The organism is Haloarcula limicola, from assembly GCF_010119205.1.
Lineage (GTDB): Archaea > Halobacteriota > Halobacteria > Halobacteriales > Haloarculaceae > Haloarcula > Haloarcula limicola.
Genome location: NZ_WRXM01000001.1, coordinates 1475644 through 1491079 on the forward strand (window position 1 = coordinate 1475644; position 15436 = coordinate 1491079).

Sequence of the window (15436 nt, forward strand, 5' to 3'; positions counted from 1 at the left end):
AGGGCGTACGTCGCGAGAGAGCGAGGGAAAGTCGGCACACACCCACCCCACCACTTCCGCTGTTAGCGGGAACGGAGGCGGTATCCGGAATCGGCTCGCAGCCGGCTATGTTTTCGTGTCGAATAGGTAAGTTCAAGTGACTGCTTTAGAAACGATATCCGTACGTCGTTCTCCACTGAACGATGCCACCCCACAGGGGTGGGGTTACTCGTTCCCTCCCTAACAGCGGAACCAGTGGGGTGGGAGGGTGGTCCGTCACCTAATTCTGTCACCGGTGCTCGCCTACTACCGGGCGGCCGAATGGACGGGCACAGACCAGATCGCGCCTGACCGAGTGCGAGAGTCGTCACGACGCGCGACGCTACCGATGCTCGGCGTGAGTCCGACCGTCGGCGCGAAGGAATCAGCGCGGCTCGGCCGAGCCGCGCTCGAACGAGACCCGCGTCACGCCTCGTCGAGTTCCTCTTGCCACTGTTGGACCGTCGCCATCAGTTCGACGGGCGGGGTCTCGTTGACGTCGAGGTCCCGTAACTCGTCGAGAACTGACCGTGTCTCGGCGTCGATGGCCGCCTCGGCCGATTCGTCGGCGGCGGCCGCCTCCGGACTCCCGTCGGTCTCGACTCGCTGTGTCTCCCCGCCGGGAGCGAACTGCCCCGACCCCAGGTCGAAGACGGCCTGCGTGGTCCCGGCGTCGCCGGCCGCGTCGCTCCCCCGGACCTCGATGGCCTTGTCCTCGCGCAGGCGGTCGAGCACCTGCCGTGAGCGGGCGACGACCGGGTCGGGGATCCCCGCCAGATCGGCGACGTGGACGCCGTAGGAGCGGTCGGTCGGACCGTCCCGCACCGTCCGCAGGAAGGTCACGTCGCCGTCGGTCTCGTCGGCGGCGACGTGGACGTTCTGGACGGTCGGCAGCTCCTCGCCCAGCGCCGTCAGCTCGTGGTAGTGGGTGGCAAAGAGCGTCTTCGATCCGAGCGTGTTGACGACGTACTCCGTCGCCGCCCACGCGATGGAGATGCCGTCGAACGTCGCCGTCCCGCGGCCCACCTCGTCTAAGATTATCAGCGAGTCCTCGGTCGCCGAGTGGAGGATGTTCGACAGCTCCTGCATCTCGACCATGAACGTCGAGCGGCCCTGTGCGAGTTCGTCCAGGGCCCCGACGCGGGTGTAGATGCCGTCGACGAGGCCGACGGTCGCCGCTCGCGCGGGGACGAAACTGCCGGTCTGGGCCAGCAGCGTGATCAGCGCCGCCTGTCGCATGTACGTGGATTTGCCGCTCATGTTCGGCCCGGTGACGACGAGGAACCGCCGGTCGCGGTCCAGGTGGAGGTCGTTGGGGACGAACTCGGTGGTCTGCTCGACGACCGGGTGTCGGCCGGCCTCGATGGCGAGTTCGTCGCCCTCGGTGACCTCGGGGCGCGTCCAGTCGTTCTCGACGGCGTGGACGGCGAACGAGGCCAGCGCGTCCACCTCGGCGAGCGCTCGGCCCACGTCCTGCATGAGCGTCGCGCGCTCGGCGACGCGCGCTCTGAGGTCCTCGAACAGGTCGCGCTCCATCTCGTGGCGGCGCTCCTCCAGACGGAGGACGTCCCGTTCCTTCTCGTCGAGTTCGGGGATGGTGTAGCGTTTCGAGTTCTTCAGCGTCTTTATCTGCTCGTACTCGTCGGGGACGTCGCCGGTCTCGCTCTTCCCCACCTGGATGTAGTAGCCGTCGGTCTTGTTGCGGTCCACCGAGAGGTGGGTGATGCCGGTGCGCTCTTTCTCCCGCTCCGGCAGCGTCTCCAGCCACGAGAGCGCCCCCTCGTGTTCGTCGATGAGTTCGTCCAGCTCGTCGTCGTACCCCCGGCGGAAGAGCCCGCCCTGCGTGACGGTGCCGGGCGGGTCCTCGACGAGCGCCTCGTCCAGTTCCGCAGCGAGAGAGGCGGCGGCCTCGCGGTCGGCCCCCGAGAGCGCGTCGGCGAGCGGCGAGTCGGCCAGCCGCTCGGTCTCGGCGACCGCGTCGGCGACCTCGGAGAGGAGCGCGAGCGTCTCCTGTGCCGCCCGCAGGTCGCGGGCGTCGGCGCTCCCCGAGGTCGCCCGCGACGCCAGCCGTTCGAGGTCGTAGGCCGCGGAGAGCGTCTCCCGGATCGCCTCGCGGGCCATCGCTTCGCGGGCCAGCGCCGCCACGGAGGACTGCCGACGCCGGAGTTCCCCCCGGTCTCGGCGCGGTCGCTGGAGCCACCGCCGGAGGAGTCGCCCGCCGGCGGCCGTGACGGTGTGGTCGACGGTGTCGAACAGCGACCCCGAACTGTCGCCCTGCATCGTCTCGGTGAGTTCGAGGTTGCGCTGGGTCGTCGCGTCCAGCGCGACGTGTTCGCGCGCGCCGTAGACCTGCAGCCGCGTGACCGCCGCGAGCGTCCCGACGCCCGTCTCCTCGACGTAGGAGAGCACCGCCCCGGCGGCGGCGATGGCGGCTTCGTCCCCCTCGATACCGACGCTCTCCAGGGTCTCCGCGCCGAACTGCTCGCGCACCCGGTGGCGGGCGCGACCCGGTTCGAACGACTCGGTGGCGTGGAGGGTGAGCGCGGCGTCGGAGCGCTCCCGGAGCCGCTCTAGGAAGTCGTCGTCGTTCCGGAGGTCGGGGCCGGGCAGGACCTCCGCCGGCGCGAACGTGTACAGTTCCGAGAGCACCGAAGCGGGGTCGGCGCCGTCGAGTTGCGTCACCTGAAATCGGCCCGTCGTCACGTCGGCGAAGGCCAGCCCGTAGGTGTCGCCCTCGCCGCGGGACGTCTGTCGGACCAGCGCCGCGAGATACCGGGCGCTGGCGTCGCTGCTCTCCAGATGGGTCCCGGGCGTCACGACCCGCGTTATCTCGCGGGCGTGACCGTCGGCCGTCTCGTGTTGGTCCGCGACGGCGACCCGATAGCCGCGTTCGACCAGCGCGGAGACGTACGGCGTCAGGTCGTCCACCGGAACGCCGGCCATCGGATACGACGAGCCGTGCGAGGACTTCTGCGAGACCTTCAGGTCCAGTTCCTCGGCCACCCGCTCGGCGTCGTCCGCGAAGAACTCGTAGAAGTCACCACACTGCATCGCCAGCAAGTCGGCGTCGGTCTCCTCCTTGAGCGAGAGGAACTCCCCGACGATGCCCGTCGCCTCTGTCATAGCCCACCCTCTGTCCGTCCTCGGCGTAAGGATTGCGGGAGCGCGGCGGGCGGCCACGGGGCGGGCGGCGACTCCCTCGGGGGACCCCGGCGATGGATTACGTTCAGTATAACCGGACAATTATATGAACCGGGGGCCGTTAAGAGGTCACAATGCGCGTGGCGCAGCGAGGGTGGGCCGCGGTCGCCGTCGCTATACTGCTCGTTCTCACGTCCGTGGGCTCCGCAGCGGGAACAGCCGACGCTACGGGGCGGGCGCCACCGGCCGAAACGTCGTCGCTGGTCCGACCGCAGGGACAACCGACCATCGCCAGCGGACAGGTCTTCCAGGTCGCAGACGACGACAGCATCAACCAGACCCAGACGTACTCGTTGACCCCCGACCGGCCCGGCGAGGTGGCCGTGACGCTGACCTACGAGATTCCGGACCGGGTGGTTTCACTGGAAACGGCGGTGCCACGGAACGCGACGGTGCGAGACATCGGCGGGTTCAACCGGATCAACGAGACCACGTTCGTCTGGGACGAGGAGACGGAGACGGCGACCATCGACTACCGAATCGACCCCAACGAGACGGCGCAGAAAGCCGGGATCGAGGGGTCGGAAGGACGGTACGTCGCCGCCGACGCGGGCGAGTGGGCGCTCATCAGTCGGTCGCAGACGCCGACCCGATGGCGCTATACCGGCCGCGACCGGATGACGTTCGAACAGGAGGTGACGACGGACGGACCGGGCGCGGCGGGCGACCAGATCGTCTACCTCGGCGAGGTCGAGACCTTCCGACGCGAGGCCAGCGACCAGACGTTCCGTCTTGTCGTCCCCGAGCGAGCGGACCTCGCCGAGTCGCCCGAGGAGATACTCGACTCGCTGGCCGCGGCGTCGGACTCGCTCCGGGTCGGCGACCGCGACGCGGAGGTGTTCGTCGTCGCCGCGCCGACCGACGGCGTCGACTGGGGCGTCCGCGGGCTCGAACGGGGCGGGTCGGACATCTGGGTACAGGACGACGAGCCGCTCGATACGCCCGAGAGCGTCTGGCTCCACGAGTACACGCACACGAGACAGTCCTTCAAAACCACCCAGCGAACCCGCTGGCTCACCGAGGGGACGGCGGTGTACTACGCGGCGTTCCTCTCGCTCGAACAGGACCGCATCGACTTCGACGCGTTCCGGGACGCGCTCGACGACGGCGAGCGCTCGGTCTACGACTCCGTGGTGTTGGCCGAGCCGGCCACGTGGGAGGACAACGCGAACTACGTCAAGGGGTCGCTGGCGGCCGGTCGCATCGACGAGGAGATCCGCGTCCAGACGGCGAGCGAGGCGACGTTCCAGGGAACCGTCCGAGAGCTGAACGGGATGAACCAACCGGTGACGCAGGCGGACCTGCTCACCGCCGTCGAGCGGACCGCCGGCAACGCCTCGCGGGCGAAAGCGTCGGCGTACACCGAGACGCCCGCCGATCTGCAGATGTGGAACCAGAGCGTCCACGCCCGCGTCTTCGGTCAGTTGCCCGCCAGGATCAGCTACTCGCTGCCGTCGGACAGCGAGTCGGGGACTTACCGGGTGAGCGGCCCGTATCGGTCCGCGAACGTCACGGAGACGAGTCCGATACGGCTGGCGACGGGCGAGACGCTCACCGTCGAGGCCCTGGTGAGCAACGCCGGCGGCACCGAGGGAACCTACAACGCGACGCTCGACATCAACGGGACCGCCGTCACGACCGAGCGCGGACGCATCGAGCCCGGCGAGGAGCTGGTGGTGCCGCTGTCGCACACGTTCGCGACGCCGGGCCGTTACACCGCCAGCATCGACGGGGCCAACGTCACCGTCGTCGTCGAGCGACCGGCCCGGACGCGGGTGACGGACGTGCAGGTCAGTTCCGAGACGCTCACGCGGGGCGATTCGGTCGTCGTGACCGCGACGGTCGTCAACGACGCCGAGGTCCCGGCGACCGGGACCGTCGTCTTCACGCGGGACTATCAGGCCGTCGCCACGCGGGAGGTCTCGCTCCCGCCGGAGAACACGACGCGAGTCGCCAGCGGGGTCCCGCTTCCCGAGGCCGGCAGCGTGGTCGTCTCGGCGGGCGGCGCGAACCCGGTCCGGATCACCGTCATGCCCTCGAACGGGTCGATGGCGACGCGCACGCCGACCGGTGAAACGGCGACGCCGAATCGATCGACGGGAACGGCGACGCCGGATCGGTCGGCAGGGACGACGGCGGCCGACGGCCCCGGCTTCACCGTCGTCGGGACGCTGCTCGCGGCGCTCCTCACCGCGTTCGCGGCCGGCCGTCGTCGGGCCTGACCGAAATAGCTCGCTCCTCGACGGGGCCACCGATTAGTACCACGGCGTAGTACGTCTCGCTATGGCAGACCTCGGCAAAGTAGACCGCGAGTTCTTCGACGAGTACATCTACCCGAACCTCGGCGCCGACCGCGAGGACGTGACGCTCGGCCCGCAGCACGGCGTCGATTTCGGCGTCATCGACGTGGGCGACCGAGCGGTCGCGATGGCGACCGACCCCGTCTTCGTGATGCCCTCGCTGGGCTTCGAACGGGCCGCGTGGTTCGCCTTCCACATCCTGCTGAGCGACGTGGCCGTCTCGGGGCTCGCGCCGACGCACCTCTCTATCGACTTCAACCTCCCGCCGGAGATCACGGACGAGGAGTTCCGAACCGTCTGGGAGACGTTCGACGCGGAGGCCCGCGAGTTCGGCGTCTCCGTCGTCACCGGCCACACCGGCCGCTACGCCGGGTGTAACTACCCGATGGTCGGCGGCGCGACGAGCGTCTCGGTCGGGTCGTTCGACGAGTTGGTGCGCCCCGACGGCGCGCGGGTCGGCGACCGCGTCGTGATAACGAAGGGACCGGCCATCGAGGCGACCGGCCTGCTCTCGATTCAGTTCGAGTCGCTCATGGAAGGGGAACTGGACGGCGACGCTATCTCGGACGCCACCGACCGGTTCTACGACATGAGCCCCGTCAGGGACGCGCTGACGGCCGCCGCGGCCGGGCCGGTGAACGCGATGCACGACGCCACCGAATGCGGCATCTACGGCGGCCTCTACGAGATGGCGCGGGCCGCGGGCGTCGGCATCGAGTTAGAGACCGAGCGGGTGCCGATGCAACCGGGCGTCCGCGAAGCCTGCGACTTCTTCGGTATCGACCCGTGGATCTCCATCAGCGAGGGGACGCTGCTGGCGGCCGTCGACCCCGACGGCGTCGAGGACGTGCTGGCCGCGCTCGAATCGGAGGGAATCCCCGCGGCCGACGCTGGCGAAGTCACCGAGGAAAGCGGATTGGTCGTCGACGGCGAACCCACGGACCACCCCGGGGTCGACCCCTTCTGGGGGACCTTCGAGGAGTACATGGGAAAGCTACAGGAGTGAGTTACGCGCTCGTTCGTTCCGACGAGGGGCCTACTTCGACGGCATAGCTGGACTGGAGCCACGCCTCCGGGTTCTGCGTGTCGTAGACGACGGTGTCGCCGCCGCCGGTGGTGAAGGTGCCGTACTGCTCGGTCGCGTCGTCGGAATCGTTCGATGCCGGTTCCATCGTACACCGGTTTTCAGTGGGTTCGAACACATAAGCGTTTCCCAGGAATGCTTAAGAGTATTATTAGCATACTAGGACAGCGCCCGGATTGCCGGTTTGTCCGTCCCGTCTCCGTCTTCGCCTCCCGACAGAGCGGCGATCCCCGCGAGACCAGCACCGCTTTGGGGCCGCCGGTCGACGGCACGCGTATGCCACGAGCGGACGCACCGGTTTCGCCGCCGGTCGTGCTCACCATCGCGGGCAGCGATTCCGGCGGCGGAGCCGGGATTCAGGCCGATCTGAAGACCATCGAGGCCGGCGGCGCGTTCGGGACGAGCGCCGTCACGAGTGTCACGGCACAGAACACGACCGGCGTGCGGGGCCAGCATCTCCTGCCGACCGAGGAGATCGAGGCCCAGATTCGGGCTGTCCGCGAGGACTTCGAGGTCGCCGCCGTCAAGACCGGGATGCTCGCCGCCAGCGAGGTCGTCGACCTCGTGGTCGAGGCCGCCGCCGACCTCCCGAACCTCGTCGTCGACCCGGTGATGGTCGCCACGTCCGGCGACCGGCTACTCGAACCAGAAGCCGAAGCCGCCTACGAGCGGCTCGTCGCCGAGGCGGCGCTCGTCACGCCCAACGCCGACGAGGCCGAGGTGTTGACCGACCGCGAGATCGCGGATCCCGACGACGCCGAGGCGGCGGGGCGGGACCTCGTCGAGATGGGAGCCGACGCGGCGCTCGTCAAGGGCGGGCACGTCCCCGGCGACGAGATCGTCGACACGCTCGTCACCGCCGACTCGGTGACGACGTTCCGCCACGACCGGGTCGACACCGAGGCGACCCACGGGTCGGGGTGTACGCTCTCCTCGGCCGTCGCGACGCGACTGGCCCACGGTGACGACCTCACCGCGGCCGTCGGCAGCGGCATCGACCTGCTCTCGCGGGCGGTGCGGTACAACCTCGACGTGGGCGAGGGGCCGGGCGCGGTCCACCACATGGTCGAGGTCCGCAACGAGGCCGCCCGCCACGAGACGAGCGAAGCCGTCGAGGGAATCGTCTCGGCGCTCGCGGAGGGCGGGGCCGCACCGCTGCTTCCCGAAAGCGGTGCCGCCGTCGCCGGCGCGACGCCCTACGCCGAGACGCCCGGCGAGGTCGCGGGTGTCGAGGGCGTGCCGCCGGAGTCAGCGGGCGACGGCCGCTCGAACCGCTGCGTGCGTTTCGGCGCGTCAGCGGCCCTCGGGGCGCGCCTGTTGGCCGCCCGCGAGTGCGACTCCGAACTCCGGTTCGCGGTCACCTGGCGAGCGAGCGAGCGCGTCGAATCGGCCCTCGAAACCCTCGACTGGTCGGTCGCGACGGTCGACGCCGCGGACCGTCCGGGGGACGTACCGGAAGACGAGACTGCCACGTGGAGCGTTTCGCGAGCGTTCGAGACGAGCGGGGAGTCGCCGGTCGCGCTCGTCGCTCGCGACGAGGGCGTCGCCGAGGAGGTCACTCTTTTCGCGCCGTCTGTCGAGGGGCTACTGGACCGGGTCGAGCGACTGACCGACGCGGTCGAGAACTGAGCGGGGTTCGGAACTGCGAGCGGCGACGCTACAGGTCCGATTTGAGTCGGACCTCGTCGTCGTCGATGCTCGCCACCTGCGAGGAGTCTAGTTTGTAATCGTCGTCGTCGACGTTCTCCCAGCCGAGCGTCGACATGATCTTATCCGTGATCCCCGGGTCCGGGTCGACGTACGCCGCGCCGCCGCGGAACCCCGAGATGACGCCGACCTCGTCGCCGCGGTTGTTCACGACCCGCTTGCCCTCGTCCTCTTCGGTGAGGTTCGTTCGTGCCATTGCAGTAACTCGTGTCCAGAGAGACGGCATTGTTATATTGGCGCAACCGCGGGCCGAGCGGAGACGAATTGCACCTACTGCTCGATAAGAAGACGTTACAGCGGCGAAAAATCGCGTTCGCGCCCGTCTCGGCGGCGTCAGTCGTTCCGATACTCCTTGCGGAAGCCCCGGAACTCAGTCCGGTGGGCCTCCTCGTCGGCGAGGATGGTCACCGCGAGGTCCTCGGTGACCGGGTCGTCGGCCGCCTCGGCGGCGTCGACGAGGTCGCGGTACGTCTGGATGGCGTCGTTCTCGGCGTCGAGGACGCCCTCGATGACCGCCAGCACGTCGGTGGTGTTCTCCGGCGGCTGCAGGGAGTCCTGCCGAGCGACGAACTCCGAGGACCCCGGTATCTGGGCGTCGAGTTGTTTGAGCCGCTGTCCGAGCTGTTCGGCGTGGCCGAGTTCCTCCTGGATGTCCTCCCGGAGACTCTGTTTTATCTCTTCGGCACGCACGCCGTCGAGCGCGATGGCGTTCGTCTGGTAGTTCATGACCGTCTCCATCTCGTCGCCGTAGGCCTGTCGCAGCAGGTCGATGACGGTGTCGTCTGCCATACAGCCGTCTTTCGCGACCGAGACTTAAACAAACCCGGTGGTTAAATCGAGGAACCAATCGCCTACCGGGAGATGGCGATGCGTACCGCCGCCCCGTCGCGTGAACACGCCCCGGGAGCTGTCAGTAAGCCATCTGGAGCCGGAAGCGTAATCAAGCCGTTCGATCCGATACAGTAGTATTACCGCCGTGCAGTCGAGCGACGACGACGTGACGGACCCCCGCCTCCGCGAGGAGTGTCTCGAACGGATCCCGGGAGCGACGAGCGACGTCCTCCTCGTCGGCGTCGTCCACGACCACCCCGCGAGCACGTACCGAATCAGGACCGTTCTCGACCGCGAGGCGCCGGCGACCCTCGCACTCGAACTCCCGCCGCTCGCCGTGCCGCTGTTCGAACAGCACGCGGCCGACGAGCGGACGCCGCCGCCCTTCGGCGGCGAGATGAGCGCGGCGATACAGGCCGCGGACGCCGCCCGGGTCGTCGGCATCGACGGCCCGACGCCGACGTTTCTCCGTCATCTCGTCGGCTGTCTGTACCGGGAGCGAGCGACGCTCTCGGCCGTCTGTGACACGGTGCGAGCGCTCCGCTCGGCGACGAGGGAGGCAGCGACCTGCCGAGTGGCCGCCGCCGTCGCCGCACGGACTGGGCTACGGGTCGCCGTCGACGCGCCGGCGACGTACGACGTGGGTTCGGACGACGAACCCGACAGGCAGGCCACAGACGAACGCGAGCGGATTCGAGCGGCGAACTCGATGTTGTCGGCGTTCGAGCCGCCGACGGCCGCCGCGGTTCGCACAGCGGCGCGCGAGCGACACATGGCCGAGCGGCTGGCCTCGCTCCGAACGGCCGGCGACGTCGTGGCCGTCGTCGGGATGGCGCATCTTGAGGGCGTACGGGAGTGTCTCGTCGACGCCGAGTGACTACCATCGGCACGAAGATAACCGAGTCACAGCAGGGTCGGGATGTGCGCGGGTCGAACACGACCGGCCCTCTCTCTTTAGGGGCCGACCGATAGAGTCGGGACATGAGCGAGACATCGACCGACGAACGCATCACGGTCTACTCCGACTACGTCTGTCCGTTCTGCTACCTCGGCCGCGAGTCACTCAGACAGTATCAGGCGGACCGTGAGGACGAACTGGAGATCGACTGGCACCCCTACGACCTGCGGAGTCAGAAGCGCGGTCCGGACGGGAGCATCGACCACTCCGTGGACGACGGGAAGGACGAGGAGTACTACGAGGAGGCCAAACAGGGCGTCCGTCGCTTACAGGAGCAGTACGACGTGGAGATGGACCTCGATATCGCCACGGACATCGACTCGCTGCCCGCGCAGGTCGTCTCCTACGCGGTGAAGGAGCGCGAGGACTACGAGACGTGGCTGACCTTCGACAGAGCCGTCTTCGACGCGCTCTGGCAGGAGGGACGCGACATCGGCGACGCGGACGTGCTGGTCGAACTCGCGACCGAGGCCGGCGTCGACGCCGACGCGGTCCGGGACGCGCTCGACGACGCTTCGCTCCGGGAGCAGATCCACGAGCAGTTCGCGGCGGCCCGACGGCAGGGCGTCACGGGCGTCCCGACGTTCGCGTACGACGGCCACGCCGCCCGCGGGGCGGTGCCGCCCGAACAGCTCGAGCGGCTGGTCGAAGGCACCTGAGACTCAGGCGACGCGGTTCCGCAGCTCGTCGCCGCGGGCCGCCCGCTCGACGTTCTCGCGGACGAGCGCCGCCACGTCCTCGTGATAGCGGTTCGTGAAGGCGGCACAGTGCGGCGTCATGAGGACGTTCTCGTACTCCCAAAGCGGGTGGTCCGCCGGGAGCGGTTCCTCCCAGTAGGCGTCGATCGCCGCTCCGGCGATGGTCCCCTCGTCGAGCGCCGCCAGCAGGGCGTCCTCGACGACCACGTCGCCGCGAGCGACGTTGACGAGGTAACTATCGGTCGGCATCGCGTCGAGGATCTGAGCGTCGACTACCCCCTCGGTCTCATCGGTCAGCGGGACGGCGAGGACGACGAAGCGGGCGTCGGCGACGGCGGTCCGGAGGTCGGCGGGTTCGTACACCCGCTCGACGCCGGGAACCGGATCGTCCGACCGGCGGACGCCGACCACACGCATGCCGAGCGCGTCGGCCCGGTCGGCGATCCCGCGGCCGATGGTGCCGAGACCGACGACGCAGATTCGCTCGCCGGAGAGCGTAAAGGGCGCGTCGTAGGGTTCGTGTTCCCACTCGCGATCCCGCTGTCGGTCCCGATAGACGTGGAGACGACGGGCGAACGACGTGAGGTAGCCGACGACGGTCTCGGGGACGGTGTCGCCGTGGATGCCGGTGCTGTTCGTGAGGGCGGTCCCGCTCGCCTCGTAGGCGGCCGTGTCGAACTCGTCGTAGCCCGCTCGGACGCCGTGGACCCACGCCGCGTCCAGGAACGCCTCGCGAGGCGAGAACGTCACGACGCAGTCGCCATCATCGTAGGATTCACCGTCGGCCGTCTGCTCGACGGGCACCGAACAGGCCGACAGGGACTGTACGACCGAGTCGGTCGGGCAGGCCTCCGCGACCGACTCGTGGACGGCGATTCGGTCGATCTCCATACCGTATGGCCGACGCTCCCCCGGTTAGTCGTTTCGCCGAGCGATTCGAGCGCGCTCCGGTCGGGAGAGCGGCCGCTCGCCGGGGTACACACGAAGAAGATCCGCTGAACGCGGCGTTACTTCCGACGCGGGGAACGGGCTTCGACGCGCATCTCGACGTAGCGGCCCGGCCACGTCGCCACGTGCTTTCGAACGGCCCGAGCGACCCCCGCGACGAACCCGTCCGTCGGGGCAGGATCGACCGCGTCGTGACTGTCGTCCTGCTCCGTCTCGATCGGTCCCTCGGGAAAACTCATTGCGTCACGGACTAGCACGGTCGGTACAATAAACGTTAGGGATTCGAGAGCGCGCACGCGAGCGGGACCGAACCTCGTTTACTCAGATTATTCCGCGACAATTGCGACATCTTGCACTATTGTTGAGTGAAAAACGGAAACACAGACAACAACGCACTTATACTCGAGTTTCCAAAACAGGGCTCACGCTTCAATGACCTCGTCGTCACCCACGGGAAGCATCCAAAAGACGTTTCTGAAGTACCAGCACGTCTTCGTGTTCCTCGCGCCGCTGGCGTTCGTGGTGGGCGTTTACTTCTTCGCGCCCACGTCGCCCGCCGACCCCGGAACCGGCTACTGGCTGGAGTACTGGTGGCTGTTCCTCGCGTTCATCGTCGGCGCGACCATCGTCAACACGGTCGGCATCAGCGGGTCGGCGCTGTTCGTCCCCTTCCTCATCTTCGTCTTCCCGGTCGTCGCCGGTGAGACGCTCACGCCGGAGACGCTCGTGAAGATCGGCCTCATCAGCGAGTCGTTCGGCCTGTCGAGTTCGGCGCTCGCGTTCATCCAGTACGGACTGGTGGACCGACGATTGGCGCTCACGCTGGTCGGCGGCGGCATCCCGTTCGTCGTCGCCGGAGCGCTGCTCTCCTTCGTCATCCCGGCGCCGGTGTTCCACGCGATGCTCGGGCTCGCACTCATCGCGGCGTCGTACCTGCTGTTCAAGGCCGATCTCGCACACGAAGAGCCGGAGTCGAGTGGCGACGAGTCGAGCGTCTCGGCCGACGGGGGTACCGACGACGGTCTGCCCAACGACGACGACAAGCTCGGCCCGGCCGGCGTCGAGAAGGACGACTCGGGGACCGTCACGCGCGTCGACCGCGACGGAAACGACTACGGCTACTCCCACGGCGGCTACCTCGAACGGTTCGCCAACTACAGCATCGGTGGCGTCTTCCAGGGGCTGGCCGGGTTCGGTATCGGCGAACTCGGTATCATCTCGATGCTCCGCACCGACGTGCCGGTTCGCGTCGCCATCGGGACCAACCACATCGTCGTCGCTACGACGGCCATCCTCGCGTCGCTCGTCCACGTCTTCGGCGGTAGCCTCGTCCCCGGCGCGCACAGCATCAGCCTCGCGTCGACTCCGTGGAACATGGTCGTCTGGACGGTCCCCGCCACCGCGACGGGCGGGCAGATCGCCCCCTACGTCTCCGCTGCACTGGACACCGAGATCATCAAGAAGGGCGTCGGCGCGCTGTTCGCTATCATCTCCGTCGCGCTGTTCCTGATGGCCGGCGGTGCTTTCTAACCTCCGGGCGTTCTCCGTCCGGGCATGTATGACGATATCTTGCTCCCGACCGACGGCAGCGACGGCATCGCCGCGGCCGCCGAGCACGCCGGGAACTTCGCCGAGTCGTTCGACGCGACCGTCCACGTCCTCTCGGTCGTCGACACGCGTAACCGCTTCGAGAGCCCGACCAGCGGGCTCTCGGCAGAGGCGTGGACAGAGGCCGAAGAGGACCGTGCGACGGAGGCCGTAGAAGACACCGTCGCCGAACTCTCCGACGATATCGCGGTGGAGACGGTCGTCAGAGAGGGCGTCCCTCGGACGGAGATCCTGGAGTACGTCGGAGACGAGGCGATGGATCTCATCATGATGGGTACGCACGGTCGAACTGGTATCGACCACTACCTCATCGGCAGCGTCGCCGAGAAGGTCGTCCGTCGCTCACCGGTCCCGGTGACGACCGTGCGGGTGGGCAACGAGTAGCGAGGGGCCGCCGGAACGAAGTGACGGTGACTCTTCGAAACGGAGACAGAGATACCACTCAGCTCGATTCGACGAACGCGACGAGCTCCGCCGTCGGGACGAACCCGTCGGCGCGGCGGTCGACCAACTCCCCGTCGACGAAGAGCAGGAACGTCGGGACACTCCGGACGTCGAACGCCTCGACGGCGTCTAAGTCCTCCTTCGGGTTGAAGACAACGACGGCCGCGTCGGTCGCTCGGGCGACGTTGTCGAGGATCGGCTCCATCGATTGGCAGATGGTACACCCCTCGGTGCGGACCATCGTCAGCACGCGGTCGCTGTCCGCCAGTACGTCGTCTAATTCCGCGCGCGTTCGGACCGTGACCGGCCGGTCGTGGTCGGAAGCAGCCATGTGGGGCGTACGGTCCGCGGCGGGGTAAGGGTTTCAGGCAGCGGTGGTCGTTCGCTCGGCCGTGACTTACGCGGCGGACGAGCAGTCGACCCGATACTCGACCGTTCGATTCTCGGTCGTCTCAGCGAAGACGCTCTCGCCCTCGGCCCGCGCGCCGAACTCGACGGTCGCGTTCTGCTGGCCGCTCCCGGTGCAGTTGAACTGCACAGTGACATCGCGCTCCTCGCCGACGCCGACCGATTGGTCCGTCACGGTGTCGCTGGCCGGGGCCGCTTCCAGTCCGTCGCTGGACGATACCTCGTACTCGACGGTGAAATTGACGGGTTGAGCGAACTGGTTTCGGAGGGTGACGAACCGATCCTCGTACTGGCCACTGCCGGACAGATCGACTTCGTCGGAGTAGTTCAGCGCCATGTAGGCGTCCTCGTCGCCGACGACCTCGACGCTCGCCGCCCGGTCGGCCGTCACCGAACTGAACCCGCCGCTGCCGACGGCGAACGCCAGCGCCACCGTCGCGACGACTGCGAGGGCGACGCGCCTACGCATCGCTCACCTCGGGGGGTCTCTCGTCGACGCCGAGTCGCATCCGCCGGGAGAGCAGGAAGTGCGAGACCGACGAGACGAGAAACACCCCGAGCAAGAAGACGGTCCACCCGGCGAAGGGCACCGCGGCGAACGGTGCGATTTCCAGCCACGACAGCGAGACGATCGCCGTCCCGAACAGCGTGAATCCCAGGTAGTACGAGCTCCACGGGATGTCGTATCGGTCGACCACCTCCAGATAGATGTCGAGGTCGGCCGCGGCGTCGGTGAGCGCGACCTCGCCGGCGCGGCGGTCGAAGTCGACGACGCCGGTGTCGTCCATCTTCGGGAGGTGGAACTGCTGGAGCGAGGTGTACACCGTCTTGCGCTCGCTCGCCGAGATCTCCGCGACGGTGCTGTCGTTCTCCCACGCGGCGACCTGTTCGGCGAGGTCCGACAGCGTCACGTCGGTCCGCTCGTCGTGGAGGTAGTGTAACGTGTAGCGCCGCCGGCGGTTGCTCAGCATCTCGAACGCGTCGTCGCGCGAGAGGTCCGTCTCTCCCTCGGGTTGGTCGTCCGATTCCTGTTCCTCTGCCGCCTGAAGGGTCTCTTCCCCGGTGGATCCTGCTTGTGCCTTACTCATGCTAACCTCCCACCCCTGGGAGATACCGCGATCGACTGCGACTGACTGCGACCGCCTGCGATCGGCGTCGGCTGTATGCATTTGCAACGTGGGCCACATATGGTATAAAACTATTGGAGAGCTATCATGAAGCCGGTCGGAGC

Annotated in this window: 16 protein-coding genes; 7 read left to right on the forward strand and 9 right to left on the reverse strand. The window is 68.1% G+C overall.

Going from position 1 to position 15436, the window contains the following annotated elements; genetic code table 11:
- Window positions 1–444 precede the first annotated feature (444 nt).
- Window positions 445–3141: a DNA mismatch repair protein MutS gene (gene mutS / locus GO488_RS07570; protein WP_162317163.1), complete on the reverse strand. Its 2697-nt coding sequence runs from the start codon at window positions 3139–3141 to the stop codon at window positions 445–447.
- A gap of 152 nt (window positions 3142–3293) precedes the next feature.
- On the opposite strand from mutS, the gene GO488_RS07575 reads away from it, so the two are divergent.
- Window positions 3294–5441, forward strand: a complete 2148-nt coding sequence (locus GO488_RS07575; protein WP_162317164.1) for a peptidase — start codon at window positions 3294–3296, stop codon at window positions 5439–5441.
- A gap of 61 nt (window positions 5442–5502) precedes the next feature.
- Window positions 5503–6525 (forward strand): AIR synthase family protein, encoded by a 1023-nt coding sequence (locus tag GO488_RS07580; protein WP_162317165.1) that lies wholly within the window; start codon window positions 5503–5505, stop codon window positions 6523–6525.
- Between the two features lies 1 nt (window position 6526).
- Here GO488_RS07580 and GO488_RS19635 read toward each other — a convergent pair whose 3' ends face one another.
- Complete coding sequence (locus GO488_RS19635) at window positions 6527–6691, reverse strand: DUF7331 family protein (protein WP_164509624.1); 165 nt, start codon at window positions 6689–6691, stop codon at window positions 6527–6529.
- Between the two features lie 188 nt (window positions 6692–6879).
- On the opposite strand from GO488_RS19635, the gene thiD reads away from it, so the two are divergent.
- On the forward strand, window positions 6880–8232 hold the full coding sequence (gene thiD, locus GO488_RS07585) for a bifunctional hydroxymethylpyrimidine kinase/phosphomethylpyrimidine kinase (RefSeq protein WP_162317166.1): 1353 nt from the start codon (window positions 6880–6882) through the stop codon (window positions 8230–8232).
- Window positions 8233–8260: 28 nt separating this feature from the next.
- Here the strand turns inward: thiD and GO488_RS07590 are convergent, their stop codons facing one another.
- Both GO488_RS07590 and GO488_RS07595 read right to left on the reverse strand, forming a co-directional pair.
- The gene (locus GO488_RS07590) at window positions 8261–8506 is read right to left on the reverse strand and encodes a PRC-barrel domain containing protein (protein WP_162317167.1); all 246 of its coding nucleotides are present in this window, start codon (window positions 8504–8506) and stop codon (window positions 8261–8263) included.
- 137 nt (window positions 8507–8643) lie between these two features.
- Window positions 8644–9099 carry a ferritin-like domain-containing protein gene (locus GO488_RS07595; protein ID WP_162317168.1) on the reverse strand — a complete coding sequence of 152 codons (456 nt, stop codon included), beginning with the start codon at window positions 9097–9099 and terminating at the stop codon, window positions 8644–8646.
- Between the two features lie 187 nt (window positions 9100–9286).
- Between GO488_RS07595 and GO488_RS07600 the strand changes: the two genes are divergently transcribed.
- Window positions 9287–10018, forward strand: a complete 732-nt coding sequence (locus GO488_RS07600) for a hypothetical protein (protein ID WP_206674387.1) — start codon at window positions 9287–9289, stop codon at window positions 10016–10018.
- Window positions 10019–10122: 104 nt separating this feature from the next.
- A complete protein-coding gene (locus GO488_RS07605) occupies window positions 10123–10758 on the forward strand; it encodes a DsbA family oxidoreductase (RefSeq protein ID WP_162317169.1) in 636 nt (211 codons plus the stop codon).
- 3 nt (window positions 10759–10761) lie between these two features.
- Here GO488_RS07605 and ddh read toward each other — a convergent pair whose 3' ends face one another.
- Both ddh and GO488_RS07615 read right to left on the reverse strand, forming a co-directional pair.
- Window positions 10762–11688 carry a D-2-hydroxyacid dehydrogenase gene (ddh, locus tag GO488_RS07610; RefSeq protein ID WP_162317170.1) on the reverse strand — a complete coding sequence of 309 codons (927 nt, stop codon included), beginning with the start codon at window positions 11686–11688 and terminating at the stop codon, window positions 10762–10764.
- A 116-nt stretch (window positions 11689–11804) separates the two neighbouring features.
- On the reverse strand, window positions 11805–11984 hold the full coding sequence (locus GO488_RS07615) for a hypothetical protein (protein ID WP_162317171.1): 180 nt from the start codon (window positions 11982–11984) through the stop codon (window positions 11805–11807).
- Between the two features lie 193 nt (window positions 11985–12177).
- Here GO488_RS07615 and GO488_RS07620 point away from each other — a divergent pair, with 193 nt between their 5' ends.
- On the forward strand, window positions 12178–13275 hold the full coding sequence (locus GO488_RS07620) for a sulfite exporter TauE/SafE family protein (protein ID WP_162317172.1): 1098 nt from the start codon (window positions 12178–12180) through the stop codon (window positions 13273–13275).
- Between the two features lie 24 nt (window positions 13276–13299).
- Entirely contained in the window at window positions 13300–13737 is a 438-nt protein-coding gene (locus GO488_RS07625) for a universal stress protein (RefSeq protein WP_162317173.1), read from the forward strand.
- Window positions 13738–13795: 58 nt separating this feature from the next.
- On the opposite strand, the gene GO488_RS07630 is transcribed toward GO488_RS07625, so the two are convergent.
- The 3 genes from GO488_RS07630 to GO488_RS07640 all read right to left on the reverse strand — a co-directional run bounded on the left by GO488_RS07630 (window position 13796) and on the right by GO488_RS07640 (window position 15293).
- Window positions 13796–14128 (reverse strand): thioredoxin family protein, encoded by a 333-nt coding sequence (locus GO488_RS07630; RefSeq protein WP_162317174.1) that lies wholly within the window; start codon window positions 14126–14128, stop codon window positions 13796–13798.
- 66 nt (window positions 14129–14194) lie between these two features.
- Entirely contained in the window at window positions 14195–14674 is a 480-nt protein-coding gene (locus GO488_RS07635) for a hypothetical protein (protein WP_162317175.1), read from the reverse strand.
- Window positions 14667–15293, reverse strand: a complete 627-nt coding sequence (locus GO488_RS07640; RefSeq protein WP_162317176.1) for a DUF7344 domain-containing protein — start codon at window positions 15291–15293, stop codon at window positions 14667–14669. The genes GO488_RS07635 and GO488_RS07640 overlap by 8 nt, the downstream gene beginning before the upstream one ends.
- Window positions 15294–15436: the final 143 nt, after the last annotated feature.

Excerpts from the sequence above, each read along its gene's own strand:
- GO488_RS07595 (WP_162317168.1), bottom strand. The coding sequence starts at position 9,099 with ATGGCAGACGACACCGTCATCGACCTGCTGCGACAGGCCTACGGCGAC.
- GO488_RS07575 (WP_162317164.1), top strand. The coding sequence starts at position 3,294 with ATGCGCGTGGCGCAGCGAGGGTGGGCCGCGGTCGCCGTCGCTATACTG.
- GO488_RS07615 (WP_162317171.1), bottom strand. The coding sequence starts at position 11,984 with ATGAGTTTTCCCGAGGGACCGATCGAGACGGAGCAGGACGACAGTCAC.
- GO488_RS07625 (WP_162317173.1), top strand. The coding sequence starts at position 13,300 with ATGTATGACGATATCTTGCTCCCGACCGACGGCAGCGACGGCATCGCC.
- GO488_RS07590 (WP_162317167.1), bottom strand. The coding sequence starts at position 8,506 with ATGGCACGAACGAACCTCACCGAAGAGGACGAGGGCAAGCGGGTCGTG.
- mutS (WP_162317163.1), bottom strand. The coding sequence starts at position 3,141 with ATGACAGAGGCGACGGGCATCGTCGGGGAGTTCCTCTCGCTCAAGGAG.
- GO488_RS07630 (WP_162317174.1), bottom strand. The coding sequence starts at position 14,128 with ATGGCTGCTTCCGACCACGACCGGCCGGTCACGGTCCGAACGCGCGCG.
- GO488_RS19635 (WP_164509624.1), bottom strand. The coding sequence starts at position 6,691 with ATGGAACCGGCATCGAACGATTCCGACGACGCGACCGAGCAGTACGGC.
- GO488_RS07640 (WP_162317176.1), bottom strand. The coding sequence starts at position 15,293 with ATGAGTAAGGCACAAGCAGGATCCACCGGGGAAGAGACCCTTCAGGCG.
- thiD (WP_162317166.1), top strand. The coding sequence starts at position 6,880 with ATGCCACGAGCGGACGCACCGGTTTCGCCGCCGGTCGTGCTCACCATC.
- GO488_RS07635 (WP_162317175.1), bottom strand. The coding sequence starts at position 14,674 with ATGCGTAGGCGCGTCGCCCTCGCAGTCGTCGCGACGGTGGCGCTGGCG.
- GO488_RS07580 (WP_162317165.1), top strand. The coding sequence starts at position 5,503 with ATGGCAGACCTCGGCAAAGTAGACCGCGAGTTCTTCGACGAGTACATC.
- ddh (WP_162317170.1), bottom strand. The coding sequence starts at position 11,688 with ATGGAGATCGACCGAATCGCCGTCCACGAGTCGGTCGCGGAGGCCTGC.
- GO488_RS07620 (WP_162317172.1), top strand. The coding sequence starts at position 12,178 with ATGACCTCGTCGTCACCCACGGGAAGCATCCAAAAGACGTTTCTGAAG.
- GO488_RS07605 (WP_162317169.1), top strand. The coding sequence starts at position 10,123 with ATGAGCGAGACATCGACCGACGAACGCATCACGGTCTACTCCGACTAC.